The following is a 25,445-nucleotide window of genomic DNA, read 5'->3' on the forward strand; positions in this document are numbered from 1 at the left end:
GCAGAGGCAAGGTCCGTCGGGACGAAAGGCATGCCCCGTTCCGAGCGGGAGGGGCTCATTCTCGGCGCGGCGACCGACGAGTTCGGCCGCAACGGCTACGCCGGAGCGTCCATGGTGGACATCGCGAAACTGGTCGGCGTCACGAAACCGCTGCTGTACCAGTACTTCGGCTCCAAGGACGGCCTGTACCTGGCCTGCCTGCACCGCGCGGGCGACCGGCTGACCCAGGGCGTCGCCGAGACGATGGCGGCGGGCGGCGAACCCGAGCAGATGCCGCTGGCGGTGCTCGGCGCGATCTTCCGCACCTTCGACCACGACCGCTACGCCTGGAAACTGTTGCGCGACAACAGCTTGCCGACGGTCGGCGAGATCGGCGACGCGGTACGCGACTATCGCGCGCAGCTGGACGCGTTCGCCTTGATCGGCGCGACGCAGCTCATGCACGCGCGCGGGCTCACCGAGAACCAGGACATCGAGGCCATCGCGCACGTGTGGACTGGGGTGGTCGACTCGCTCATCAGCTGGTGGATCGACCAGCCGGGCGAGGACGCCACGGCCATGACCGACCGCTGCGCCCGCATCATGAAGAACCTCTTCGGCTGGTAGTCGTGAGTGTTCCGGCCGGTTCTAACCGGCCGGAACACTCACGACCCCTTACGCCCCAAGCTCGAGGGCGGCTTCCGCGAGGATCTCTTCCTCGGTCACCGCGGGTGGCTTGCGCGGGGCGGTGCGCAAAGTGAGCAGGCTCGCCAGCAGCCCGGAGAACACGCACACGATGCCGACCGCCATCGCCGTCGCCGACGGCATGACGACCCGGATGATCTCCTCGGGACGCAGGTCCGCGAAGTCGGCCGAGCTCCAGATCGACACCGCGAACCCGGTGCCGACCAGGCCGCCGAGCAGCAGCACCGCGCCGATGCCGAGCAGTACTTCCAGCCGCATCAGGGAAAGCAGCCGTGACCCGGTGTCCTTGGTCAGCCCGTTGGCGCGCCCGTACAGCTTCGCGCAGCCGCCGAACAGCAGCAGCTGCACACTCGCCAGCAACGCCAGGCTCGCGTACACCAGCGCGGCCAGGTCGAACCGCACGCTGCCGATCGTCACCGGCCCGGCGGTCAGCGCGACCGTCGCGACCAGCGACAGCAGGAACAGCAGGACCCCGGGACCCACCAGCGTCTTGCCGGGCGCGAACACCAGCAGGAAGCGCAGGTGACGCCAGCCGTCACGCCAGGTGCGCAGGTGCGGCGGCCGGGACCGGCCGTCCGGCTTCAGCGTGGTCGGCACCTCGACGAGGTCGTAGCCCGCCAGCGCCGCGCGGACCACCAGCTCCGAGGCGAACTCCATGCCCGGCATGCAGAGGTCCAGCTCCCGGATGCGGTCGCGGTTGAAGCCGCGGAGTCCACAGTGGAAGTCACCGACGTCACGCAGCCCGAACAGCTTGCGGCCGAGCCAGCTCAGCACCGGGTTGCCCAGGTACTTGTGCAGCGCGGGCATGGCGCCGGGCGCGATGCCGCCGCGGAACCGGTTGCCCATGACCACGTCGTGGCCCGCGCGCAGCTTCTCGATGAACGGGCCGAGGTTGCCGAGGTCGTACGAGTCGTCGGCGTCGCCCATGATCACGTACTTGCCGCGTGCGTTCTCGATGCCCGCGATGAGCGCACCGCCGTAGCCGCGGATCGGCGCGTTGACCACCCGGGCGCCGCACTGCACCGCGATCTCCTGGGAGCCGTCGGTGCTGCCGTTGTCCGAGACCAGCACCTCGCCTTCGACGCCCAGCTCTTCGAGGCACTTGACGGCCTTGGTCACGCAGACGGCCAGCGTCTCCGCCTCGTTGAGGCAGGGCAGCAGCACGGTCACTTCGAGGTTCTGGTTCACACGTTCTCCAACTCAGGTGACTCCGCGCGCGCCGAGGCGCCGCGCAGCCGGTGGACCGCGAGCATCGCGCCTGCGGCCATCAGGGTGATCGAGGGGACGCCGTAGCGCGGTTCGTACATCGACGTCGCCACCGCGACGACCATCAGAGCGAGCCCGGTGCCGACCAGCAGGCCGGCGTCGAGCCCGTCACGCCAGCGGCCGCGGCGCGGGCGGAACACCAAAGCGGCCAGGCCCAGCAGCACGGCGATGCCGAGTGCGGTGTGCGGAGTCTGGACATGGCGTGAGTACCAAGCGAGGAAGTCGCGCAGCGCCGAAGGCTCCACTTGGGACTCGGACGGCTCGCTCGCGAAGCTCGCACCGTCGGCGAGCAACGGCTTGCAGCGGTCCTCCTTCGCCACCGTGTCGCGCAGATCGGACGGCATCAGCCACCACGACGACAGGCAGTTCATCGACGGCCCGTAGTTCTGCTGTCCGGGCAGCAGGTACTTGCCGAGGTCGGACAGCACCGAACCCGCGTAGTCGAGCGGCTGCTGCGTGATGACGGCCTTCGCGAACCCGCCGGGGATGTCGTCGCGTTCGGGGCCGTAGTCCTTCAGCACCGGGGAGACCCACAGGTACCAGTCGGGCCGCTCCGGCCGCTGGTCGAGCGGCTCGCGAGGGCACAGTGGACGCTGCTCGTCGGTGAGGTCCAGCTTCGAGCAGTCCGCGACGATCGCGGTGCGGGCGTAGAGGTAGCGGCCCTGCGCGGTGCTCAGCGCGAAGTGCCCGTTCGCCACCTTCGACCAGCTGAGATAGCCGAGCATCAGCACCAGCACGGTCAGCCCGAACGCCAGCACCTGCTTCAGTCCGGCACGCCGGATCACCAGATACACCAGCACCAGCGCGCAGATCCCAAGGCCGACCGTCCTGGTCAGCACGGCGCCGGTGAGCAACGCCCCGGCGCCTGCGCACATCAGCCAGGTCGGCCGGTCGTTCCACAGCAGCACGATGATCGACGCGGTGAGCAGCACAGTGAACAGCGCCTCACCGAGCAGGTAGTGCTCCAGGGTGATCTGGTGCCCGTCGAGCAGCGTCGGCGTCGCGCCGACCACCGCCATCCAGCCGGGCAGGCCGCGGCGGCGCAGGAACACGTAGAGGAGGACGGCGAGCCCGAGCCCGAGCAGGTGCTGCACGGCCGAAACGAGCGCGAGCGAGCCGAAAGGACGGAAAATCGCCAGGAAAAGGGGATAGCCGAGGGTGTTCGGCCCGTTTCCCGGAGCCAGCTGGCCACTGGCCTTCAGATAGGCGCCGCTGTCGCCCTGGAACCAGAACGCGGGGTAGTACGCGGCCATCGTCAGCACGCGCAGGACCAGGCCGGAAGCGAGCACGATGAGGAACGGCCAATGCCCCCGCAAGATCCCCTTCATGATGCGCGAACAATACAAGAAGCACGTCAGCCCCCTGGAAGCGAGTCCAGGGGGCTGACGTATCGGGGTTGGTCACGGCCGGGGTGACGGGTTCGCCCTCGCGTCACCCCGGCCGTCGATCAGGTGCCGGCGTTCGAGTTGCCGCGCAGCTTGACGCTGGCCGACGAGTTGGCCTTGATGGCCGTCTCGATCTGCGCCATGGTCGAGCTCGAGGTGATGCCGGGCACGGTCGCCGCCTTCAGCGCGTAGAGCGTGAAGGTGTACGGGTGGGTCGAGCCGCCGGGGCAGGGGCCGAAGAACTTCTGCGAGTTCGCCCCGCTGCCCATGGCCTTCTGCTTGGCGCCGGCCTGGTTCGGGACGTTGAAGCCCGCCCCGAGGCCTTCCGGCAGCCCCGTGGCCGACGCCGGGATGTCCCAGATCGCCCAGTGGAGCTTGTTGCCGCCGTTGGCGACGTCGGCGAAGACGATCGCGTAGCCCTTCGCGGCGGTCGTGCCGGGCCCGAAGGCGAGCGGCGGCGAGACGTCCTGACCGGCCACGCCGTCACCGGCGCAGGTGTACTTGGTCGGGATGGTCGCGTTGTCCTTGAACGCCGAGCTGGTCAGCGCGAAGTCGCCGGTGCCGGGGCCGGGGTCGGTCCCGCCCGGGAACTTCAGCCGCACCACCACGTTGTCGATGGTGCCGGGCGAGCCGCCGTTCTTGTCGTTGTTGGTCGAGGTCAGCCAGAGGCCGCCGTCCGGCGACTTGACGACGTCGCGGAGCCTGCCCCAGCGCCCGCCGAAGACGGACTTGACGGTGCCGACGCCGTTGCCCGCCGCGTTGATCTGCGTGACGTAGAGCTGGGAGCCGGTCACCGCGGCGATGTAGATCCAGTCGTTGACGATCGTGATGCCCGAGGGGCCGCCGGACGAGGTCGACCAGGTCTTCTTCGGCGCGATGGAGCCACCGCAGTCGCCGATGGTGCCTTCACAGCCGTCCCAGCCGTAGTTGCCGCCCTTCTGGATCAGGTTCAGCTCGTCCTGGCTGGACTCGCCGAACTCGGCCGCCCACAGCTGGCCGCGCGAGTCCCAGGCGATGCCCTGCGGGTTGCGGTGGCCGTAGCTCCACACGTAGCGCGCGTTGCCGCCGGTGGCGAAGAACGGGTTGTCCGAAGGCGCGGAGCCGTCGGCGTTCAGCCGCAGGATCTTGCCGTTGAGCGAGCTCTTGTTCTGCGCGTTGCCGCCGTTCTTGGCGTCGCCGACGGTGGCGTAGAGCTTGCCGTCCGGGCCGAACTTGAGCCGTCCGCCGTTGTGGTAGCGGTTCTTCGCGATCCCGGTGAGCACCGGGGTCGAGGTGGACGACAGGGTGGTGCCGTCGTAGGTCATCTTCACGATCCGGTTGTCGCCGGAAGCCGTGTGGTAGACGTAGATCGCGTGGTCGGCGGACCAGTTCGGCGAGATCGCCAGGCCCAGCAGGCCGCCTTCACCGGTCGTGGTGACCGCGCCGGGGACCTTGCCCAGCGTGGTCTTCTGGCCGGACGGGCTGATCTTGAGGATCTCGAAGCGGTCGCGCTCGGTCGCCAGCGCCGAGCCGTCCGGCAGGAAGTCCACGGCCCAGGCCAGGTCGACCTTGGCGATGTCCTTGTCGTACTCGGGCACGCCGCCCGCGCCGCCGGTGCCGCCGGTGGTCTTCACGGTCACCGCGTTGCTGGCCGCCGAGGTGTTGCCGTCGGGGTCGCGCGACTTGACGGTGAAGGTGTAGCTGGTGTTCGCGGCCAGGTCGGTCACCGTCGCGTCGAGGGTGCTCGTGCTCGCGACCTTGGTGGCGCCCTGGTAGACGTCGTAGCCGGCGACGGTGCCGCTGTTGTCGGTGGAGGCGTTCCACGCCAGCGAGACGCTGTTCGCCGTGACGCCGGTCGAGCGCAGGTTGCCCGGCACGGTCGGCGGCTCGGTGTCGTTGCTCGGCGGCGTCTTGAACTGCACGACGTTGCTCTGCTGCGAGGCGTTGCCCGCCGCGTCGAACGCGCCGACCGAGACGTCGTAGTCGGTGTTCGCGGTCAGGTTGTCGACGGTCGCGGACAGCGTGTTGCCGTCGACCACCTTGAGCGTGTTGCCGCCGCGGTTGATCTCGTACCGGGTGACCTTGACGTTGTCGGTGGCCGCCTCCCAGGTGAAGGTCGCCGCCGTCGGCTTGAGGTTGCTCATGGTCAGGTTCTTCGGCGCGGACGGCGGTTCGGTGTCCGCGGCGCCGGAGAAGTCGAGCGAGATCTTGTCCGCGTTCGGGCCGCCGTTGGCCGTGGTCGCGGTGGTCCGGATCTTGTTGACGCCCGCGGTCAGGCTGACCGTGAGGTCCTTGGTGACCCAGGTGGTCCACGCGCCGGTGCCGGGGAAGGACACGGTGCCCGCGTTGCCGCCGTCGACCGTGACCGCCAGCGGGCGGTCGACCGTGGTGCCGTTGGCGTAGCGGAAGGTCAGCTTGTACGAGCCCGCCTGCGCGGCGTTCACGGAGTATTCGACGTAGCTGCCCGTGACGTTGTCGAAGTTGACGAACCCGCTGCCGGTGTAGCCTGCGTGGTTCGACTCGACGACGCCCTGGCCGATCGTCGCTGATTCGGACTGGTAGTCGACGGGTGCGGCCGAAGCCGGGAGTGCGGGCGCGAGCGCGACCGCTGTCGCTGTCGCGGCCGCGCACGCCAGTAACGCGCGCCAGTGTGGACGGGGTGCCACGGAGGCCTCCTAAGTAGATATCCGGGGTACGACGGAGGGTGGAGCACCGGCGGATGCGGGTTATCAGCCCACACGTTTAGTTAAGAAAGTTTCCTTTCTATGGGACAGATCACACACCTTCGCGCGAGGTGTGTCAATACCGACGGAAAGCGCTTACTTATGGTGAGCGACTTTCGGCTGGATTCGGGCAGAACGTCACCGACCGGACCAGTCCGTCAGCCCGGTGGCCGCTTGACGCGCCCTCGTGTCAGTCAGCGATCCCCGCGCTGGCGATGACTTTCGTGATCTTCGCGCGCACCAGGTATTCCTCCGGAACGGCGTTTCGTTTCCCGTATTCCTCGGCGCGGCCCGTCCCCATGTACCGGCCACCGATATCTCTCGCCCACCGGTACATTTCCGCGAGATCCTCGTGCAGCGTCGCGATCGCGCTGAATTGGATGTAGGAAAACGGCGGTTTCTGATCATCGACGCACAGGGAAAGCCGCGGATCGCGCCGCAGGACCTTTCCTTTGAGCGATTCCTTGCCGGTGGTGAACACGAGCTCGTCGCCGTCGGGTGTCTCGTTCAGCAGGAACCAGATCGGCGTCACGTGCGGGCGCCCGTCCGCGCGCACGATCGCCAGCTTCCCCGTCCGCGTGCCCTCGCTGGCGAACTTCCACCACTCGTCCCGGCTCATCTCGCGCATGATCACGGACGCTACCGTGAGTTCCGCCCGTTCGCGCGTGGGTCACCCGAGCGGAGTGTCGGTGGCGGCGACTAACCTGGCCCGCTGTGCGAGACACCGAGCTGATCGTGGGTGACGAGGGCCTGGCCCGTCGCCTGAAGGCGCTCGCCTGCACAGCGCCGCTGCACGACCTCGACTCGCGCAAGGCGCTGCTGGACTGGGCGGACGCGACGGTCTACCAGATGGCCGAGATCGCGCTGCACACGATCGACCAGGTCACCATCGCGATGGACTTCGACACCGGCGCCGACCACCACGAGGTGATCCGCAGGCTGCAGCCGTTCATCGCGGCGCAGGCGCCCGGCCGCTCCGCCGCCGAGCACACCAGGGTCGCCAAGTGGGTGCTCGACAACCTGATCAACGTCGGCACGGCCGACCGCGGCTTCCGGCGGGTCTACGGCAGCGTCGACGCGCAAGGCCGCTACCAGCGCCGCGCGTTCGACTTCAAGCTCCTGGTCGAGCTGGCCGCGCCCGACGGCGAGGTCTACCTGCGCGCCAGCGACGAGGCGATCAACGTGCTGGTCGGCGCGCTGGACACCGACGTCGAGTCCGCGCAGATCGCCGCCGAGGTCAAGCTGGAGAACCTGATCCAGCGCGGCAGGCTCGCCGACGCGAAGCTCGCCGCCGAGCAGGCCCGCTACCGCACGGTCCAGTACGGCGAGACGCTGCGCGCGAAGCTCGACGCCACCCGCCGCGACGTGCGGGCCGTCGACTGGGACAAGGAGATGCCCGAGCTGCTCGACTCGGCGCTCACCCACATCGAAGCCCGGTTCCGCGCCGAGAACGCGATCCTGAAGAACATCACCACCGCCCGCGACGACGCCGAGGACCCCGACCGCAAGCGCCGGGCGGCCGAGCTGGTCGACATCGTCGGCGACTGCATCTCCCGGCACACCCAGCTCCAGTCGCGGCTGCAGGCGGCGGGCGCCACGTTCCGCGCCGAGCAGGACCGCCAGCAGTTCTCCGGTCCGCCGCAGCGCGCCACGATCGACCTGTTCGGCCAGCTGCTGGTGCCGACGCTGGAGCTGCCGATCGCCGACGCGGTCGCGCCGGTCGAGCGGTTCTTCCACGGCGCGTCCGGGCTGGACGTGCCGATCGTGCCGTCGCTGTCCTCGCTGGTCTCGCTGCTGCTGCGGCCGGCGCCCGAGCGTGACAAGACGGTCGGGGAGGTGCCCGAGCCCGAGCTCGTGCCGTCGGAGACACTGGACTACTACAGCGACGAGCAGTGGCGCCAGGCCGACGAGCTGCTCGACCTGCCCGAGGTGCCCCGGCGCCTGTCCGGCCTGATCGCGGCGGCCAGGGAGATCGACCCGCAGCTCGCGCGGCTCGTCGCGCTGCGGGCGCTGTACGCCTACAGCCCCGAAGTGGCGGCCGCGGTCCGCCAGGGCGACGATCGGGCCCTGATCGCCGTCGACGACGGCCAGGTGCTGGACGATCCGGAGTTCGGCGGCGCGGACCTGCTGCTCGCTTCGGCGTGGATCGAAAGGGAGGAAAGCGCGTGAGTGTCCTGGGAGACGCCGAATCGGCCGCGAGGCTGATCTCCTTCGGCATGCGCCCGAAGCAGCTGCCCGGGCGTGACGTCGTGTACGCCGACCTCGTGCGGCGCTATGGCGAGGACAGCGCGTTCAAGCAGCTCACGAACTCGGTCGCGGCCGGGCTCGGGCTGATGGTGCTCGACGTCAGCGCGATGTCGGGCGCGGTGCTCGCGGCCACCGACGAGTCGGTCTTCGAGATCAAGATGGACTCCTACGCGCGGCAGAGCAAGATCCGCGAGCGGCGCGAGACCGAGAAGGTGCTGCACGGCATCGTGCACCTGGCGACCGCGTCGCTCGGCTACCCGCGCCCCGACGACCTGGCGAACGACACCTATATCGGCCGGGTGACCGTCGAGCAGGTCGACGGCGTGGTCCGCGAGGCCTGCCGGATCCTGGACGAGCGCGCGGCCAAGGCGGAGCTGAACAACGACCCGCTGTCCGACGCCCCCGAGCTGGAGCAGGCGTGGCGCGCCTACGCGCGGCGCCCGGCCGCGGCGGCCACCAAGGACGGCAGGCTCGCTTCGGACACCACCCGCGGCATGGTCTCGCGGGCGCTGCGTTTCCTTGCCGAGCAAGGGTTCCTGGTGCAGGTCAACACCGAGCAGGGCGGCACGTACCGGACCACCCCGCGCTACCAGGTGCAGGTGCGCGAGCTCGCCGCCGACAGCGCGTTCGAGGAGCTGCTGGCGCTGAACGTGGTCTCGGTCGGCGACGGCGCCGGCACCCTTCGACCGTCCATTTCGGACACACTCTAGAGGCGGGCATGTACGAACTTTCGAGGGTCCGCCTGCATTCCATCGGCCCGGCCGGCGCCCGGTACCAGGACGTGCTGCTGGACTTCAGCGAGGTCGGCGAGATCGTCAAGGCGCCGACGCAGGACGCGTTGTTCAGCGCGGGCATCCACTCCGCCGAGCAGGGGCTGCCGCGGCGCCCGTCGCCGGCGAGCGTGCTGTTCCTGGAGAACGGCGGCGGCAAGTCCGTGCTGATCAAGCTGATCTTCTCGGTCATGCTGCCCGGCCGCCGCCAGGTGGTCGGCACGACCAACACGCGTGTGCTCGAGAAGTTCGTCAGCGCCAAGGACGTTTCGCACGTCGTGCTCGAATGGCAGCACACCGAGACCGGCGCGCGGATCATCACCGGCAAGGTCTCCGAGTGGCGCGGGCACGTCACGTCCTCGGACCCGGCGAACCTCATCGACTCGTGGTTCTGCTTCCACCCCAGCACTTCACTCGGCCTCGACACGCTGCCGCTGACCGTCGACGGCCGCCTGCTGACCATGTCCGCGTTCCAGGAGAAGCTGGTCGCCGCGCACATGGCCGAGCCGGAGCTCGAACTGGCCTGGACGCGGCGGCACCACGAATGGACCGAGCGGCTCGACGCGCTCGGCCTCGACACCGAGCTGTTCCGCTACCAGCGCGCGATGAACGCGGGCGAGGGCGAGGCGGCGGACGCCTTCGCGTTCACCAGCGACGAGGCGTTCGTCGAGTTCCTGCTCAAGGCCGTCATCGCCGAGGACGACCCGCGTGATCTCGCCGAGGTCGTGCAGACCTACGCGCACAACCTCAGCCAGCGCGGCGAACTGCTGGCCGAGCGTGACTTCGTCGCGGGCGCGCTCGACCTGCTGACACCGCTGTCCGAGGAGGAGGGCATCGCCGCCGCCTCGCGCAAGCTCGCAGGCAAGTCCCGCGCCGAGGCGCAGACGCTCGCGGGCGCCGTCACCGCGCGGCACCGGCTGGAGTCCGAGCGGCTCGACGGCCTCGAAGCGCACGTCAACGAGACGCGCGACGCCGAGAAGCTCGCCGAAGGGGATCACCGCAGGCTCGCCGCGGTGGTCACCGAGCTGCGCCGGGTCGTCGCGGACCTGCGGCTCGCGGCGGCGACCGAGGAACGCAAGCGCGTCGACGCCGAACTCGCCGAAGCCCGCGCGGCCGCCGAGGCTTGGCGTGAGACCGGCACGGTGCTCGCGCACGCCAACGCGGTCCGCAAGGCCGCCGACATCCGGGCGCTCGTGGGGGAGCGGGAGCAGACCGCGAAACCCGCGCTGGAGGCCAAGAACGCGGCGGCGGTCGCGTTGGCGCGTGGCTTGCTCGCGCTGGCCGCCGAAGCCGGTGACCAGGCGCAGACCGCGCAGGACCGCGCCGAACGTTCCCTCGCCGCGGCGGCGGAAGCGCAGGAGCAGCGCGACGAGGCGACGAGCACGGCGGCCAAGCACCGCGCCGAGCACGCGCAGCTGACCGCGCGGATCGACGAGGTGCGCGCCGAGGTCCGCCAGGCCGTCAAGGACGGGCTGCTGGCCGACGCCGCCGAGCTGGCGACGGCCGCGCAGCAGGCGAAGACGCGGTCGGAGAACGCGATCGGCGAGCTGTCGGCGCGCGAGGCCGACCTGGCGCACGCCGAAGAGGAGTACAGCGAGGCGCAGACCGAGCTGCATCGCGTGCAGCAGAAGGCTTCTTCCGCGCACGCGCGTGCCGAACGGACGGCGCAGGAGCTGGCCGTCGCGCATCGGCGCACCGACAGTCTCGCCGCGCACCCGCGCCTGCTCGAACTGCTCGGCGGCGAGAACGTCCAGCTGGAGACGGACACGCCCGCTTTACTGAAGCGGCTCAAGGAAGCGCGCGCCGAGGCCGAGCGCGAGCAGACGGCGTTGCGCATCGAGGAGTCGATCGACGAGCGCGCGCTCGGCGCGCTGGGCGACGGCGGTCTCCTGCCCGCGCCGCCCGAGGTCCAGTCCGCGCTGGAAGTGCTGGAGAAAGCCGGGATCACGGCCTGGTCCGGCTGGCGCTATCTGTCCACAATGGATGCTTCGGCCCGCGCGAGGGTGCTCGCCGACCTGCCGCATCTGGTCGGCGGCGTGCTGGTGAACGACGCCAAGCAGCTGCCGCGAGCCAAGGACGCACTCGCCGAGGCGAAGCTCCTGCCCCGGGTCGTGCTGCCGGTGTCGACGACCGCGGCGATGAAGGAAGAAGCCGCCATCCCCGGCGTCGAATTCCTGGTCACGCCGAACCCCGCGATGTACGACGAGGACGCGGCCGACGCCGAGCGCGAGGCGATCGCGGCCCGGAATTCGCGGCGGCAGAAGGCTTTGGAGGCGCTCGGCGCCGCGGTCGGCGACGACGCCGCGCTCGAGTGGAAGCTCACCACCTGGCGCGAGGACTACCCGCCCGGCGCGATCGCCACGCTCGCCGAGGAGGCCGAAGCGGCGGCGACCGAACTCGCCGAAGCCGAGACCGAGGTGACGGTCGCGGAGCGGTCGCTGCAGGACCTGTCCGCGCGCCGCGCCCGGCTGCGCGAGGCGGTTCCGTTGCTGCGCGGGGAATTGCGCTCCGGTGACGAGCGCGCCCGGGTCCTGACGGAGCTGGCCGCGCGGGCCGCCCGGATTCCACAGTGGACGGATGAGGCGGAGCGGTTCGCCGAGATCGCCTCGCGAGCCTCCGCCGAGGCCGAGATGGCCGCCGCGCGTGCCGCCAAGCTGCGCGACGAGGCCGCCGAGGAACAGCGCACGGCCGACGGGCACCGCCGCACGGCCAGCGGCGCCCGCGCCGAACTCGCCGAGGTGCCGGGCGGTGGCTCGGTGTCCGAGGACGACCCGGTGCCCGACGAGCCGATCGACGTGCTCCGCCGCACCTTCGTGTCGGCGAGCGACGCGTACGCCAAGGTCGAGGTCGGCAGCGACCTGCGCGCCGAGCTGGACCAGGCGGAAAGCGCGGAGTCCTCCGCGCGGGCCGCGCTCGAAGCGCTCGACCCGGCCATCCGCGACCGGTCCCGTCAGCTGCTGGAGACCGCCGACGGCTCCGACGCCGCGACGCGCGCCGCCGCGTACGCCAGGGCCGGCCGTGCGGTGGCGGCGCTGGAGAACGAGCAAAGCGAGATCATCGGCCAGGTCGCGACCAGGCGTGCCGAGCTGGACCAGCTCCCGAAGCAGCCCGCGTCGCTTGAGCACTACGGCCGCCCGCGCGACGTCGAGCACGGCCTCGAACTCATCGACGCGGCGGCCGAGGAAGCGGCCGGAGCCGCCCGCGTCTGGGAAGAAGCGCAGGCCAGGCGTTCCGAAGCTGAGCACGTCCTCGACTCGGCCACGTCTTCGGCGGCGGGGTTCAAGATGCTCGCCGAGTCGCTGGCGCACCTGCTCACCGACGACGAGCCGGAGTCGGTCTTCGACGGCGACGTCGAAACGGCGCAGGCCAAGTACTCGCGCTTGAACACCTCGCTCGCCGACGCCATGCGCGTGGTCGAAGAGGCCGAGCGGCGCGTCCGGTCGGCGGCCGACAACCTCGCGCAGTACGCGACCGACAAGCGCTTCGAAAAGCTCGCGAGCCCGGTCCGGCAGCAGATCATCTCGGTCAAGCGGGACGCGCTGCCCGGCAACGCGGCCGAGTGGGCCGTCGCGCTGCGCCCGCGTTTGCGTACCCTGACCGACGACCTCGCCCAGATCGACCGCCACCGGTCCGGCATCGTGGCCCGCCTGCAGGGCATGGTCGACGGCGCGTTGCGCATGCTCCGCTCGGCGCAGCGCCTCTCGCGGCTGCCCGAAGGCCTCGGCGACTGGTCCGGCCAGGAGTTCCTGCGCATCCGCTTCGCCGACCCCGAGGAGAACGTCCTCGCCGAAGCGCTCGGCGGCGTCGTCGACGAGGCCGCGGCGGGCAAGACGAGCGACGGCCGCGACGTCAAGCGCGACGGCATCTCGCTGGTGCTGCGCGGCGTCCAGGCCGCGGTGCCCAAGGGGTTCCGCGTCGACATGCTCAAGCCGGACTCGGTGCTGCGCACCGAACGCCAGCGCGTCTCGGAGATCCGCGACGTGTTCTCCGGCGGCCAGCAGCTGACCGCGGCGATCATCCTGTACTGCACCCTGGCCGCGCTGCGCGCCAACAACCGCGGTCGCATGCGCAACCGGCACTCGGGCGTGCTCTTCCTCGACAACCCGATCGGCCGCGCCTCGGCCGGGTACCTGCTGGAGCTGCAGCGGGTGGTGGCGAGCGCCTTGGGCGTGCAGCTGATCTATACGACGGGGTTGTTCGACGCGGGCGCTTTGTCGGAGTTCCCGCTGATCGTCCGCCTCCGCAACGACGCCGACCTCCGCGCGGGCCGCAAGTACCTGTCGGTCGACGCGACCATCCGCACGGCGCTCGACGAGCTCGAAGACCCGGACGGGACCTCCCGCATCTCCGCGACCAGGCTCTTCAGCAAGGACTCATGATCGCGGGTTGGCCGCGCCGCCCCGGGTGATTTTGCAGCCAAGCGGTGAAATCAGTCATTGTGGAAACCTTTGTCCCGGTTTCGGCGTCATGGTGGCGAGCACACGGGGTTTCCTGTGTGCGAGTTGTCGTTGATGGGGGAGTTACTGGGATGAAGGTGTGGGTGGCCGTGCTGGGCGCGGCCGGCCTGGCCGGTGCGGCGCGCTGGGTCGCCGGCCGGCTTTCGGCGGTGACGGTGTCGGGCGACAGCATGGAGCCCGCGCTGTCCGACGGTGACCGGGTGCTGGTGTGGCGGTCCGGGCTGTCGCGGCTGTCGGTCGGGGACATCGTTGTTGCCTGTGTGCCCGCGCTGTCGGACCGGTCATGGCTGATCAAACGCGTCGCGGCGCTGCCGGGCGACCCCGTTCCCGCCGCCGTGGCGAAGGCCGTCGAGGGTGACGAGACCGTGCCGCCCGACCGGCTGGTGCTGCTCAGCGACAACGCCGAAGGCAGCGTCGACTCGCGGCGCTTCGGATACGCCTACGGTGACCTCGTGCTCGGGCTCGTGGTGCGGCGGCTCAGTCCCGGCCGCTGACCGCCAGCGAGGTGCCGAGGCCGATCATGACCACGCCGCCGGTGCCACCGAGCAGTTCCAGCCGTTTCGGCGAGCGGGCGAACCAGGCCCGCGCGGTGCCCGCGACCAGCGCCCACGCGGAGTCCGACAGCAGCGCGATCACCGGCAGCGCGATGCCGAGCACGAGGATCTGCAGCGGCACCGACCCGGCCGGGTAGTCGACGAACTGGGGCAGGATCGCCGCCAGGAAGACGATCGACTTCGGGTTGGCGAAGCCGACGACGAACCCGTCGCGCATCAGCGTGAGCAGCCGCCCCGAAGACGCGCGAACCTCGGACGCGAAGACCTCGGTGAGCTTGCGTCGGTGCCGGATCGCCTGCACGCCGAGGTACACCAGGTACACCGCGCCTGCCAGCTTGATCGCGGTGAACACCGCGGCCGAGGACTGCACGATCGCGCCGAGCCCGAACGCCACCGCCACGACCTGCGCGTACACCCCGGTCGCGTTGCCGAGCACGGTCAGCAGCGCCTCGCGCCTGCCCGCCGTGAGCGCGCGGCTGATCGTGAACAGCACGCTCGGACCGGGCACGACGACCATGAGGAACGTCAGCGCCGCGAACGCCAGGAAGTGACCACCGGAGACCATGGCCGCGATGCTAACCGGCCACCGCCCGCGCCGCGGATACCAATAGCGCCCGATACGACCGGACCAAACGAGGTCGTGAGTGTTTAGGCCGGTTAGAACCGGCCAAACCACTCACGACCGGGCCCCTTCGCCCTGGTTGGGCCGCATGAACGGGGCGTTCGCAACGCTCAACGTAATGAACGGGGCGTTCATGTGGATCGACCGCCCGGCCCGGCGCCACACGAGCCCCCACGAGTCGCATCTGCCCCTACAGCAACTCCCGCCTCACGCGCGGGTGCGCGCATCGGGGGTCGTGAGCGTTGCGGGCGGTTAGAACCGCCCGCAACGCGCACGACCCAGGTCCCCCAGCGCAAGAGGTCGTGAGTGGTACGACCGGTTAGAACCGGCCGTACCCTCACGACGGGTTTTTGTCGGTGCCGGGTGGTACTAACGATGCGTGAGAATCGGGATCGAGCAGCGGCGGGCGAGGCTGGCCCGCCGCCATGGGCTCGCGGTCAAGGCCGCGACGGTCGAGCAGGCCACCGCGGGCCTGCTCGCGCTGCACGCGACGGACCCGGCGACGGTGCACCTCTCGGCCGCCGCCCGCGTGGCGGATCCCGACGTGGCCGAGCTGGAGCGGGCGCTCTACGACGACCGGACGCTGGTGCGGATACTCGGCATGCGCCGCACGATGTTCGTGCTGGACCGGGAGACCGCGGCGGTGGTCCAGGCGGCCTGCTCGGCGGATGTGGCGCGCACCGAGCGGCGCAAGCTCGTCCAGCACCTGGAGACGATCGGGCATCCGGAGAACGTGCCGAACGCGGGGGAGTGGCTCGCCGAGGTCGAGGAGTCGACGCTGAAAGCCTTGTCCGCCAGGGGCTCCGCGCTGGCGCAGCAGCTCACCGATGACGAGCCTCGGCTCAAGCAGCAGCTGCACATGGCCAAGGGCAAGCCGTACGCGGCGATCGGCAACGTCACCAGCCGCGTGCTGGCCCAGCTGGCCGTCGACGGGCGGATCGTCCGCGGCCGCCCGCGCGGGTCGTGGATCTCCCAGCAGTATCACTGGTCCACGCTCGAAGACTGGCTGCCCGGCGGGCTCCAAAAATGGGACGCGGATGCCGCGCGTGCCGAGCTGGCCCGCCGCTGGCTGTACGCGTTCGGCCCGGCGCCGATCGCCGACCTGCGCTGGTGGACCGGGTGGACGGCGGGCCAGACCAAGAAGGCGCTCGCGCTCGTCGAGCCCGTCGAGGTCGACCTCGACGGCACAACGGGCCTCCTGCTCGTCGACGATCTGGAGCCGGTGCCGGACCCCGGGCCGTGGATCGCGCTGCTGCCCGCGCTCGATCCGACGCCGATGGGCTGGGCCGAGCGCGAGTGGTACCTCGGCGAGCACAAGGCGGCGCTGTTCGACCGGTACGGCAACGTCGGCCCGACCATCTGGTGTGACGGACGTATCGCAGGCGGCTGGGCGCAGCGCCCGGACGGCGAAATCGCCACCCGTCTGCTGGTCGACGTGGGCAAGGCCGCCGGGCGGGCGATCGAGGCCGAAGCGGACCGGCTCGCCGGGTGGCTCGGGGACATCCGTTTCATCCCCAGGTTCCGCACTCCGCTGGAGAAGGAGCTGGCCCTGTGAACCACTGGCCGGGACAGGTCCGTTTTCGGGGTCGAAGCAGCAGGTCAAGTCCTTCTTGCTCGATCACGAACAGTCGGGTGTCCAACCGTCGTTGAAACAGCAGCCGCCGCCACACCTGAATCGATTCTTGACCGCAAGCTGTAGTGGTGCAAGTCTCTTCGGGGCGGTCAAGTACGCCCAGGCCAGCACGCTAGTGTTGCGGCCGAGAAGGCAAATCTTCGAGCTTCAAGAGGAGTGGCAGCAGTGACTGTGCGCGTAGGTGTGAACGGCTTCGGTCGGATCGGCCGCAACTTCTTCCGGGCCGTCAAGGCCGCAGGCCACGACATCGAGGTGGTCGCGTTCAACGACCTCGGTGACGTCAACACCATGGCCCACCTGCTGAAGTACGACTCCATCCTGGGCCGTTTCCCGGGTGAGGTCAGCGTCTCCGACGAGGGCATCGTCGTCGACGGCAAGACCATCAAGGCGCTCGCCGAGCGCGACCCGGCCAACCTCCCCTGGGGCGACCTGGGCGTGGACGTGGTCGTCGAGTCGACCGGCTTCTTCACCAAGGCCGACGCCGCCAAGGCGCACCTCGCCGGCGGCGCCAAGAAGGTCATCATCTCCGCGCCGGCCACGGGTGAGGACCTGACGGTCGTCCTGGGCGTCAACGACGACAAGTACGACGGCTCGCAGAACATCATCTCGAACGCCTCGTGCACCACGAACTGCCTCGGCCCGCTGGCCAAGGTCCTGAACGACGCCTTCGGCATCGAGCACGGCCTGATGACCACCATCCACGCGTACACCCAGGACCAGAACCTGCAGGACGCGCCGCACAAGGACCTGCGCCGCGCCCGCAACGCCGCGGTCAACATCGTGCCGTCGTCGACCGGCGCCGCGAAGGCCATCGGCCTGGTGCTCCCCGAGCTGCAGGGCAAGCTGGACGGTTTCGCCTTCCGCGTCCCGGTCCCGACCGGCTCGGCCACCGACCTCACGGTCAAGCTGAAGAAGACCGCCACGGTCGAGGAGATCAACGCCGCCTACCAGGCCGCCGCCGAAGGCGCGCTCAAGGGCATCCTGCGCTACAACACCGACCCGATCGTGTCGAGCGACATCGTCACCGACCCGGCGTCCTGCATCTACGACGCGCCGCTGACCAAGGTCATCGGCGACCAGGTCAAGGTCGTCGGCTGGTACGACAACGAGTGGGGCTACTCGAACCGCCTCGCGGACCTCATCGTCCTCGTCGGCAACAAGCTCTCCTGATCGATGACCGTCAAGAACCTCGATGACCTGCTGAGCGAGGGCGTTCAGGACCGGTACGTACTCGTGCGTTCCGACCTGAACGTCCCGCTCGACGGGGACACCATCACCGACGACGGCCGCGTCCGCGCGGCGCTGCCGACCATCGCCAAGCTCGCCGAGGCGGGCGCGAAGGTGGTCGTCACCGCGCACCTCGGCCGCCCCAAGGGCGAGCCCGACGCCAAGTTCTCGCTGGCCCCGGTCGCCAAGCGGCTCGCCGAGCTGCTCGGCTTCGAGGTCCCGCTCGCGGGCGACCTGGTCGGCGAGTCCGCCAAGTCGACCGTCGCGGGCCTGGCCGCCGGCAAGGTCGCGCTGCTGGAGAACGTCCGCTTCGACGCCCGCGAGACCAGCAAGGACGCCGATGAGCGTGCCGCGCTGGCCGGCGAGCTCGCCGCGCTCGTGCCCGGCGGCGCCTTCGTGTCCGACGGCTTCGGTGTCGTGCACCGCAAGCAGGCCTCGGTCTACGACATCGCGCGGGTGCTCCCGGTGTACGCGGGCGGCCTCGTGCTGGCCGAGCTCGACGTGCTCAAGAAGCTGACCGACGAGCTGGCCCGCCCGTACGTGGTCGTGCTCGGCGGCGCCAAGGTCTCGGACAAGCTGGGCGTCATCGCGAATCTGCTGACCAAGGTCGACCGCCTGCTCATCGGCGGCGGCATGGCGTACACCTTCCTCAAGGCCCAGGGCCACGAGGTCGGCCAGTCGCTGCTGCAGGCCGACCAGCTCGACCAGGTGCGCGGCTTCCTCGCCGAAGCCGAGAAGCGGGGCGTCGAGCTCGTGCTCCCCGTCGATGTCCTCGCCGCCACGGGCTTCGCGCCCGACGCGGAGCACGAGGTCGTGGACGCGACCGCCATCCCGGCCGACCGTCAGGGCCTCGACATCGGCCCGAAGAGCCGCGAGCTGTTCGCGGGCAAGCTGGCCGACGCGGCGACCGTGTTCTGGAACGGCCCGATGGGCGTGTTCGAGTTCGAGGCGTTCGCGGGTGGCACCCGTGCCGTCGCCGAGGCGCTCGTCGCGAGCGACGCGTTCACCGTCGTCGGCGGTGGTGACTCGGCCGCCGCGGTGCGCCAGCTCGGCCTGCCCGAGGACGGGTTCTCGCACATTTCGACCGGTGGCGGCGCCTCACTGGAATACCTCGAGGGCAAGGAACTGCCCGGAGTCTCGGTTCTGGACAACGCGGGAGAGAACTAAGTGGCACGCAAGGTGTTCATCGCGGGCAACTGGAAGATGAACCTGAACCACCTCGAAGCGATCGCGCTCGTGCAGAAGATCGCTTTCGCGCTGCCGGAGAAGTACTACGCGAAGGTGGACGTGGCGGTCCTGCCGCCGTTCACGGACATCCGCAGCGTGCAGACCCTCACCGACGGCGACAAGCTGCTGCTCACCTACGGCGCGCAGGACCTCTCCCCCCACGATTCGGGCGCGTACACCGGTGACATCTCGGGCCCGATGCTGGCGAAGCTGGGCTGCAGCTACGTCACCGTCGGCCACTCGGAGCGGCGCGAGTACCACCTCGAGAGCGACGAGCTGGTCAACAAGAAGGTCAAGGCCGCGCTGAAGCACGGCATCAAGCCGATCCTCTGCATCGGGGAGAAGCTCGAGGTCCGCGAGGCGGGCGAGCACATCTCGCACACCACCACCCAGCTGATCGAGGGCCTCAAGGGCCTCAAGGCCGAGCAGGTGCGCGACGTGGTCGTCGCCTACGAGCCGGTCTGGGCGATCGGCACCGGCAAGGTGGCGACCCCGGCCGACGCCGAAGAGGTCTGCAAGGCCATCCGCGCCACGCTCGCCGAGAAGTACGGCGACGAGGTCGCGACCGCGGTCCGCGTGCTGTACGGCGGCTCGGCCAAGTCCAACAACATCGGCGACCTGGTGGCCTGCGAGAACGTCGACGGCGCGCTCGTCGGAGGCGCTAGTCTCGACGGCGAAGAGTTCACCAAACTCTGCGCGCTCGCCGCTGGCGGGCCGCTGCCCTGATCGGGTCCACTACCGGGTAACCTGGGTATTCGGTCCGTCACACAGCGAGGATGAGATGAAGCTGTTCCTGCAAATCCTGTTGATCATTTCCAGCCTTCTGCTGGTGGGAGCCGTTTTGCTGCACCGTGGCCGTGGTGGCGGTCTCTCGTCGCTGTTCGGTGGCGGCATGCAGTCCAGCCTCTCCGGTTCGAGCGTTGCCGAGAAGAACCTCGACCGGATCACCCTGCTGCTCGGCGCGGTCTGGCTGATCAGCATCGTGGGTCTGGGTCTGCTGCTCAAGGTCTGATCTTGTTTCGGCGTGCCTGTGGGGGGCGCGCCGCCGATTCGGTAGGTGTGAGGATTCATGGTTGGCGGTAACGCGATTCGCGGCACCAGGGTTGGTGCCGGTCCGACGGGCGAATCGGAGCGTGGCGAGTCCGCGCCCCGGCGCCGGATCTCCTACTGGTGCGCGAACAGGCACGAGGCTCAGCCCTCGTTCGCCATCGACGCGGAGATTCCCGACGAGTGGGACTGCCCGCGCTGCGGGCTCCCCGGTGGCCAGGACGAGAAGAACCCGCCCGCCGCGCCGCGGACGGAGCCTTACAAGACCCACCTGGCGTACGTGAAGGAACGGCGCAGCGACGCCGACGGCGAGGCCATCCTCGCCGAGGCGCTCGAGCGCCTTCGCCAGCGACGCGAGATCTGAGGTAGGCACAGCTCCGAGGCCCCGAGTACTCCGGTACTCGGGGCCTTTGGCCTACCCGGACTTCCCCGAAAGCGCCGCCGCGCCCGGCGCCCCGGTGCCAGGATGACCGCGTGGAGTCCTACGTCGAGCGCCTGCCGCTGCCGGAACTGGCCGGCGTGGTGCGGACGGTCTGGATCCAGCGCACCGCGGGCGCCGCGTACGTGCAGCGGCACCTGCCCACGGGCGGCGTCGAGATCCACTTCCCGATCGGCGGCCACCCCCAGCTGGTCGGCCCGCTGACCCGCCCCGAGGTCGAGGTCATCCCGGCGCACACCACGATCGTGGGCGTGCGGTTCCACCCGGGGAGCGCGCCACGGCTCCCGACGACGCTCGACGACCTGGTCGATCAGCGCCTGGCGCTCGCCGACCTCTGGGGACGGCCGGTCGACCGGCTCGTCGAGACGATGGCGTTGGCGGGCACCCCCGAGCGCGCGCTCATGGTGCTGCAGGGCTACCTCGTGCATGAGTTCCGCAGCGTGGTCCGCGTGGATCCGCTGGTCGGCGAGGCGGTGAAGACGCTGATGCCGTGGCACCCGGTCAACATCGACGCGCTCGCCGGCCACCTCGCGCTGTCGGCGAGCCAGCTGCGCCGCCGCTGCCTGCAGACGGTCGGAGTGAGCCCCAAGGTGCTCCAGCGGACGTTGCGGTTTCAGGGTTTCCTCGCGCTGGCACAGGCGGGCGCGACCGCTTCGGGGCTGCGTGGCGCGGACGGGATGGCCGGGCTCGCGGTCGACGTGGGCTACGCCGACCAGGCGCACCTGAGCCGGGAATGCCTGCGCCTGAGCGGTGTCACCCCGCGTCAGCTGCTCGGCGGAGACCTGGACCGCTGCGCCTGCGGGCATGAGCATTCGGCTTCGTACCGGCCTTTCCTCGCGAGACGGAGCGCGACGCCGTTGCTCCTGCTCTGAGCGTGCGCGATTCGTTCAAGAACGGCCGCCGCGCTCTTCCTAGATTGAAGCGGTGATCCACTGCCGCTCTGTTTCCGACGTCGTCGCCGCCCTGCGGCCCGGCGTCGTGCCCCGTGGAGGCGGCCATTGCTTCGCGGGCCGGTCGTCGAACGGCATGGTGCTCGATATGTCCGGTCTGGACCGGATCAGCGTCGCCGCCGACGGGATCGCGACGATCGGCGCCGGTGCCCGGCTGGGCCAGGTGTACGCGGCGTTGCACGAGCACGGCCGGACGATTCCGGCAGGCTGCGGGGACACCGTCGGCATCGCGGGGCTCACCCTCGGCGGCGGAATCGGGCTGCTCGGCCGTGAACACGGGCTGACCTGCGATCGCCTGGTCGGCGCCCAGGTCGTGCTCGCTGACCGCCAGGTTGTCGAGTGCGACCGCGACCGCGAACCTGACTTGTTCTGGGCGTTGCGCGGTGCGGGCGGCTGCCAGTTCGGCGTGGTCACGGAGCTGCGGTTCGACACCGTGCCCGAGCCGACGACCACCCGTATCGAAGCGCGGCTTTCCGGGATCCCGTTCGGCGAGCTGATCTCGGCTTGGCAGGCGTGGGCGCCGGACGCGCCGGACGAACTCACGGTCAACCTCACCCTCGAGCCCGCCCAGGCCATCCTGTTCGGCGCTTCGACGCTCGACGAGGCGACGACCCGGGAGCTGGTGCGGGCGTTGACCGACAAGGTCGAGTTAAGCGCCGGTATGCCTTATCACCGCTTGAAAAGCAGCTTCGCCGATCCGCGCGACCTGCCCGTGCGCATCCGGTCGGAGTTCTTCTCGCAACCGCTGTCCGAACGCACGATTTCGTCGCTGCTGGCCCGGCTCGAGGGCAGGCTCACGTTCACCGCGATGGGCGGCGCCTACAACCGGGTCGCCGAGGACGCGACCGCGTTCGCCCACCGCGGCGAGCGGTTCCTGCTCGAACACGTCGCCGCGCCGGACGATCCGTGGATCGACCGGTCGTGGGCGGTCGCGCACGCCGATGGCTCCGGGCGGGTCTACCCGAACTTCCCCGATCTCGCCTTGGCCGACCCGGCCGCCGCGTACCACGCGGGCAACCACGCGCGGCTCGCCGCGATCAAGCAGGCCTACGACCCACACCGATTTTTCGATTTCCCTCAAGCGATCCAAGGAACGAAATGAGCAAAGTATTCAGCGCACACGCCGTCTCGGTCGACGGCTATCTCAGCGGCCGCACCCCTGACGGCGAAAAGGAGTTCGGGCGTGGGCTCGGTGACGCGCCGATGCTGTTCGACTGGTACTTCGACGGTGACACGCCGAGCCAGGTGTTCGACGGCTTCAAGCTGAGCAAGCAGAGCGTCGCGTTCTTCGACACCGCCGCCGCGCGGGTGGGCGCGATCGTCGTCGGGCACACCACCTATGAGCACTCCAGCCGGTTCGGCGGCGGCAGCCCGCACCCGGACGCGCCGATGGTCCTGGTCAGCCATGAGCCCGTGCCCGAGGTGGGCGAGGCGCAGGCGCTCGTCACAACCGGCATCGGGGACGCCATCGCCACGGCGCGGGAACTCGCGGGTGGCAAGGACGTCGGCCTGATGGGCGGCGGGGTCGTCACCTCGGCACTCGAGGCCGGTCTCGTCGACGAGGTGATCCTGCACCAGGTGCCGATCCTGCTGGGCGGTGGCCGCAGCTATTTCCAGGAGGTCGCGGAGCACGTGCGGCTGCGGCTGATCGAGGCCGTCCCGGCGCCCGGCGTGACCCACCTCCGCTACGAGGTGATCCGATGATCCTGGTCACCGGCGGGCTCGGCATGATCGGCGCCCACACCGCCCGCGCGCTCGTCGATCTCGGCCACGAGGTCGTCGTCACCTCGCACAGCCGGAGCACCGTCCCGTCGTTCCTCGAGGGCCGGGTCACCGTGGAATCCCTCGACGTCACCGACCGGGCCGCCTTCCTCTCGCTCGGGGAGCGGCACGAGATCACCGACATCGTGCACCTCGCGGGCAGCATCCCCAGCGAGGACCCGGTCGGTTACTTCCGCACCGACCTGACCGGCTTGCTCAACGCGCTCGACGCCGCGCGCGCGTGGGGCGTGCGCCGGTTCGCCGTCGCCAGCAGCCTCGGCGTGTACATCGGCAGGTCCGAGATCCCGTGGCACGAGGACCTCGCGCTGCCGACGGCGGACCTGCCGCACTTGATCATCGCGTTCAAGAAGGCCGTCGAGCCGCTGACCACGCATGGCCTGCAGGGCAGTGGTATCCAGCCGGTGCTGCTGCGGATCGGCACCATCTGGGGCCCGCTCGTCGACCCGGAGTCGCCGTTCTGCCATCTTCCGCCGCTGATCAACGCGGCGCTGCGTGGCGATGATCCCCAGCCGCTGCACGCCGACGACGGTGGCGACGCCTGTTACGCCCCCGACGCCGGGCGCGCGATCGCGCTCCTGATGTCGGCGGAAACCCTGTCGCACGTCGCCTACAACGTCTCCAGCGGCCGTCCGTTCACCAACCGCGAGTTCGGGGACGCGCTGGAGGCGCTCAAGCCGGGCCTGCGGGTCGGGCTCCTGCCCGGTCGGCGGAACGGTCCAGGCGAGGATCCCTACCTCGACATCTCCCGGCTCGCCCGCGACACTGGCTTCGCGCCGGAGTTCGACGTCGCCAAGGCGGTCGCCGATTACGCGGCCTGGCGCGCCGAAAACGCTCGCTGAACGCAGTGAAGGCCCGGCTCAAGAGCCGGGCCTTCACTGGTTTTCAGGATCAGCGGGCGAGCGGGTATCGGGCCCTGACTCGGAAGCCGCCGTCCTCGGTGTCGCAGGTTTCGAAGCTGCCCCCGAGCAAGCGGGCGCGCTCGGCCAGGCCGGTCAGGCCGTGGCCGCCGGATGGGAGATCGCCGCCGCTCCCGGCCGGCCGGGCGTTGCGGACCTCTACTTTGAGTGCGTCGTGGCCGCCTTGGATGCGGATGGTGGCGGTCGCGCCGGGTGCGTGCTTGTGGACGTTGGTGAGGCATTCCTGCACGGTCCGGTAGGCGGCCGCGGAGATCTGCCTCGGCAGGGTCTCCGGGACCTGCTCGACCGTGAGGTGCACGGACACGTCCGAGGCGCGGATCAGGCGGTCGAGCTCCTCGATGCCGTAGCGGGGACCGTCGTCGTCCGAGCCCGAGCGCAGCACGCCGACGAGCGAGCGGAGCTCCTCAAGTGTGCTCTTGCTCAGGTCCCGGATGACTTGCGCTGTCGCCAGCGAGCCCGGCTCGCTGGACTGGGACTGCAGCGCGCCAGCCTGCATCGCGATGAGGGTGATCTGGTGGGACACGACGTCGTGCATCTCGCGGGCGAGGCGTGCCCGTTCCTCGGCACGGACGGCGTCGGCGTGGAGCCGGTGTTCACGGTCGCGGCTGGCGGCGAGTTCGGCGAGCTTCTTCGACAGCTCGGTCCGCGCGCCGATGAGGAGGCCGATCGCGACCGGCATGCCCGCGACCAGCACGCCGTAGATGCCGTCGAGCACGTGTTCACGCCAGCTCAGCTTGGCGAAGTCCTCGAGCGGCCACTGGACGAACCGGCACATCCACACCAGGCCCGCGCCGACCCAGGTCTGCCAGTGTGTCTGCTTGCGCGTGGCCAGCATGCCCAGCGCGATCATCGCGGCGAGCTGTGACCAGCCCGCCAGGAAGCCGGGGACGGTCAGCAGCAGCGTGACGAACGGGAACCAGCGCCGCAGTGCCAGCGCCAGGCAGGCGGCGCCGGACAGGTAGATCGAGTACGGCTGCGCCTTGACGGGGATGACGAGCCACACATCGAGCACGGCGAACATGATCGAAACGACGTCGACGGTCAGCGCGAGCACGGCGGGCCTGCGCAGCAGCGCCGGCCTGTCGGTCGCGAGCTTGCTCTTCACTCGGTCGGTGACCCCCGCGCCGGGGCCACCGACCGAGATGCCGGGGATGGAGAGTCCCTCAGTGCTCATCGCTTGGACCTCACTCGTCTTGTGGACTTGGTGATGAGAGGTGCTTGGAGCCCGTTCGGGACGCGCATCCACGAACAAATGTGCGGATGCTAACGAGAAAGTGTGAGGGGGCGGTTAGTTTCACCCAGAGTTGGCAAATCGAGGCCTGACCTGCACCTGCTAGCCCATGTGGGTGAAGGACGTTTGCCTCCAAAAGACCGACCGTCCGGTCACTAAAGGTGACACACGTCATACCCTACCCACGCGTCATAACGGCCCCCGCCCGCCCCACACCCCCACCCGCCCCGCGTCCCTGGGCGGACGACACGCGTACCTCGATAGACGACACGCGTCCCCAGCCGGACGACACGCGTACCTGGATG

At 70.0% G+C, this 25,445-nt stretch carries 21 protein-coding genes; 15 read left to right on the plus strand and 6 right to left on the minus strand.

All coding sequences use genetic code 11. The features are described from left to right. Nucleotides 1–30 precede the first annotated feature (30 nt). Entirely contained in the window at nucleotides 31–606 is a 576-nt protein-coding gene (locus BLV57_RS24650; RefSeq protein WP_091292512.1) for a TetR/AcrR family transcriptional regulator, read from the plus strand. Nucleotides 607–654: 48 nt separating this feature from the next. Here BLV57_RS24650 and BLV57_RS24655 read toward each other — a convergent pair whose 3' ends face one another. From BLV57_RS24655 to BLV57_RS24670, 4 genes are all read right to left on the minus strand, one after another. Further along, nucleotides 655–1,872 (minus strand): glycosyltransferase family 2 protein, encoded by a 1,218-nt coding sequence (locus BLV57_RS24655; RefSeq protein ID WP_091292514.1) that lies wholly within the window; start codon nucleotides 1,870–1,872, stop codon nucleotides 655–657. Continuing rightward, entirely contained in the window at nucleotides 1,869–3,278 is a 1,410-nt protein-coding gene (locus BLV57_RS24660; RefSeq protein ID WP_091292516.1) for a hypothetical protein, read from the minus strand. The genes BLV57_RS24655 and BLV57_RS24660 overlap by 4 nt, the downstream gene beginning before the upstream one ends. Before the next feature lie 119 nt (nucleotides 3,279–3,397). Then, nucleotides 3,398–5,980, minus strand: coding sequence for a PQQ-dependent sugar dehydrogenase (locus BLV57_RS24665; RefSeq protein WP_091292518.1), 2,583 nt, complete (start codon nucleotides 5,978–5,980; stop codon nucleotides 3,398–3,400). Between the two features lie 247 nt (nucleotides 5,981–6,227). Beyond that, a complete protein-coding gene (locus BLV57_RS24670) occupies nucleotides 6,228–6,665 on the minus strand; it encodes a PPOX class F420-dependent oxidoreductase (RefSeq protein ID WP_091293216.1) in 438 nt (145 codons plus the stop codon). A gap of 101 nt (nucleotides 6,666–6,766) precedes the next feature. On the opposite strand from BLV57_RS24670, the gene BLV57_RS24675 reads away from it, so the two are divergent. From BLV57_RS24675 to BLV57_RS24690, 4 genes are all read left to right on the plus strand, one after another. Next, nucleotides 6,767–8,206: a hypothetical protein gene (locus BLV57_RS24675; RefSeq protein ID WP_091293219.1), complete on the plus strand. Its 1,440-nt coding sequence runs from the start codon at nucleotides 6,767–6,769 to the stop codon at nucleotides 8,204–8,206. A gap of 47 nt (nucleotides 8,207–8,253) precedes the next feature. Next, nucleotides 8,254–8,994 carry a hypothetical protein gene (locus BLV57_RS24680; protein WP_091293218.1) on the plus strand — a complete coding sequence of 247 codons (741 nt, stop codon included), beginning with the start codon at nucleotides 8,254–8,256 and terminating at the stop codon, nucleotides 8,992–8,994. A gap of 8 nt (nucleotides 8,995–9,002) precedes the next feature. Beyond that, entirely contained in the window at nucleotides 9,003–13,433 is a 4,431-nt protein-coding gene (locus tag BLV57_RS24685) for a coiled-coil domain-containing protein (RefSeq protein ID WP_091292521.1), read from the plus strand. 149 nt (nucleotides 13,434–13,582) lie between these two features. After that, entirely contained in the window at nucleotides 13,583–14,005 is a 423-nt protein-coding gene (locus BLV57_RS24690) for a S26 family signal peptidase (RefSeq protein ID WP_091292523.1), read from the plus strand. On the opposite strand, the gene BLV57_RS24695 is transcribed toward BLV57_RS24690, so the two are convergent. Beyond that, complete coding sequence (locus BLV57_RS24695; RefSeq protein ID WP_091292525.1) at nucleotides 13,989–14,630, minus strand: LysE family translocator; 642 nt, start codon at nucleotides 14,628–14,630, stop codon at nucleotides 13,989–13,991. The genes BLV57_RS24690 and BLV57_RS24695 overlap by 17 nt on opposite strands. Before the next feature lie 436 nt (nucleotides 14,631–15,066). On the opposite strand from BLV57_RS24695, the gene BLV57_RS24700 reads away from it, so the two are divergent. The 10 genes from BLV57_RS24700 to BLV57_RS24745 all read left to right on the plus strand — a co-directional run bounded on the left by BLV57_RS24700 (nucleotide 15,067) and on the right by BLV57_RS24745 (nucleotide 23,831). After that, nucleotides 15,067–16,242 (plus strand): winged helix DNA-binding domain-containing protein, encoded by a 1,176-nt coding sequence (locus BLV57_RS24700; protein WP_091292527.1) that lies wholly within the window; start codon nucleotides 15,067–15,069, stop codon nucleotides 16,240–16,242. Nucleotides 16,243–16,485: 243 nt separating this feature from the next. Further along, nucleotides 16,486–17,490 (plus strand): type I glyceraldehyde-3-phosphate dehydrogenase, encoded by a 1,005-nt coding sequence (gene gap, locus BLV57_RS24705; protein ID WP_091292529.1) that lies wholly within the window; start codon nucleotides 16,486–16,488, stop codon nucleotides 17,488–17,490. Nucleotides 17,491–17,493: 3 nt separating this feature from the next. Further along, the gene (locus BLV57_RS24710) at nucleotides 17,494–18,714 is read left to right on the plus strand and encodes a phosphoglycerate kinase (RefSeq protein WP_091292531.1); all 1,221 of its coding nucleotides are present in this window, start codon (nucleotides 17,494–17,496) and stop codon (nucleotides 18,712–18,714) included. Beyond that, on the plus strand, nucleotides 18,715–19,500 hold the full coding sequence (gene tpiA / locus BLV57_RS24715) for a triose-phosphate isomerase (RefSeq protein ID WP_091292533.1): 786 nt from the start codon (nucleotides 18,715–18,717) through the stop codon (nucleotides 19,498–19,500). It begins immediately after the preceding gene. Between the two features lie 55 nt (nucleotides 19,501–19,555). After that, nucleotides 19,556–19,786 carry a preprotein translocase subunit SecG gene (gene secG, locus BLV57_RS24720; RefSeq protein WP_091292535.1) on the plus strand — a complete coding sequence of 77 codons (231 nt, stop codon included), beginning with the start codon at nucleotides 19,556–19,558 and terminating at the stop codon, nucleotides 19,784–19,786. Nucleotides 19,787–19,843: 57 nt separating this feature from the next. Next, nucleotides 19,844–20,185 carry an RNA polymerase-binding protein RbpA gene (locus tag BLV57_RS24725; RefSeq protein WP_091292537.1) on the plus strand — a complete coding sequence of 114 codons (342 nt, stop codon included), beginning with the start codon at nucleotides 19,844–19,846 and terminating at the stop codon, nucleotides 20,183–20,185. 110 nt (nucleotides 20,186–20,295) lie between these two features. Then, nucleotides 20,296–21,132 carry a DUF6597 domain-containing transcriptional factor gene (locus tag BLV57_RS24730; protein WP_091292539.1) on the plus strand — a complete coding sequence of 279 codons (837 nt, stop codon included), beginning with the start codon at nucleotides 20,296–20,298 and terminating at the stop codon, nucleotides 21,130–21,132. Between the two features lie 52 nt (nucleotides 21,133–21,184). Next, entirely contained in the window at nucleotides 21,185–22,312 is a 1,128-nt protein-coding gene (locus BLV57_RS24735) for an FAD-binding oxidoreductase (RefSeq protein WP_245757501.1), read from the plus strand. Then, complete coding sequence (locus BLV57_RS24740) at nucleotides 22,309–22,914, plus strand: dihydrofolate reductase family protein (RefSeq protein WP_091292543.1); 606 nt, start codon at nucleotides 22,309–22,311, stop codon at nucleotides 22,912–22,914. The genes BLV57_RS24735 and BLV57_RS24740 overlap by 4 nt, the downstream gene beginning before the upstream one ends. Then, complete coding sequence (locus tag BLV57_RS24745) at nucleotides 22,911–23,831, plus strand: NAD-dependent epimerase/dehydratase family protein (protein ID WP_091292545.1); 921 nt, start codon at nucleotides 22,911–22,913, stop codon at nucleotides 23,829–23,831. The genes BLV57_RS24740 and BLV57_RS24745 overlap by 4 nt, the downstream gene beginning before the upstream one ends. 49 nt (nucleotides 23,832–23,880) lie before the next feature. Here BLV57_RS24745 and BLV57_RS24750 read toward each other — a convergent pair whose 3' ends face one another. Then, complete coding sequence (locus BLV57_RS24750; RefSeq protein ID WP_091292547.1) at nucleotides 23,881–25,083, minus strand: sensor histidine kinase; 1,203 nt, start codon at nucleotides 25,081–25,083, stop codon at nucleotides 23,881–23,883. Nucleotides 25,084–25,445: the final 362 nt, after the last annotated feature.

Origin of the sequence: Amycolatopsis xylanica, assembly GCF_900107045.1 — a bacterium.
GTDB classification, from domain to species: domain Bacteria; phylum Actinomycetota; class Actinomycetes; order Mycobacteriales; family Pseudonocardiaceae; genus Amycolatopsis; species Amycolatopsis xylanica.

Coding starts and splice junctions, on each gene's coding strand:
- BLV57_RS24650 (WP_091292512.1), top strand. CDS start 31: ATGCCCCGTTCCGAGCGGGAGGGGCTCATTCTCGGCGCGGCGACCGAC.
- BLV57_RS24660 (WP_091292516.1), bottom strand. CDS start 3,278: ATGAAGGGGATCTTGCGGGGGCATTGGCCGTTCCTCATCGTGCTCGCT.
- BLV57_RS24670 (WP_091293216.1), bottom strand. CDS start 6,665: ATGCGCGAGATGAGCCGGGACGAGTGGTGGAAGTTCGCCAGCGAGGGC.
- BLV57_RS24680 (WP_091293218.1), top strand. CDS start 8,254: ATGCGCCCGAAGCAGCTGCCCGGGCGTGACGTCGTGTACGCCGACCTC.
- BLV57_RS24685 (WP_091292521.1), top strand. CDS start 9,003: ATGTACGAACTTTCGAGGGTCCGCCTGCATTCCATCGGCCCGGCCGGC.
- BLV57_RS24690 (WP_091292523.1), top strand. CDS start 13,583: ATGAAGGTGTGGGTGGCCGTGCTGGGCGCGGCCGGCCTGGCCGGTGCG.
- BLV57_RS24695 (WP_091292525.1), bottom strand. CDS start 14,630: ATGGTCTCCGGTGGTCACTTCCTGGCGTTCGCGGCGCTGACGTTCCTC.
- BLV57_RS24710 (WP_091292531.1), top strand. CDS start 17,494: ATGACCGTCAAGAACCTCGATGACCTGCTGAGCGAGGGCGTTCAGGAC.
- secG (WP_091292535.1), top strand. CDS start 19,556: ATGAAGCTGTTCCTGCAAATCCTGTTGATCATTTCCAGCCTTCTGCTG.
- BLV57_RS24725 (WP_091292537.1), top strand. CDS start 19,844: ATGGTTGGCGGTAACGCGATTCGCGGCACCAGGGTTGGTGCCGGTCCG.
- BLV57_RS24740 (WP_091292543.1), top strand. CDS start 22,309: ATGAGCAAAGTATTCAGCGCACACGCCGTCTCGGTCGACGGCTATCTC.
- BLV57_RS24745 (WP_091292545.1), top strand. CDS start 22,911: ATGATCCTGGTCACCGGCGGGCTCGGCATGATCGGCGCCCACACCGCC.
- BLV57_RS24750 (WP_091292547.1), bottom strand. CDS start 25,083: ATGAGCACTGAGGGACTCTCCATCCCCGGCATCTCGGTCGGTGGCCCC.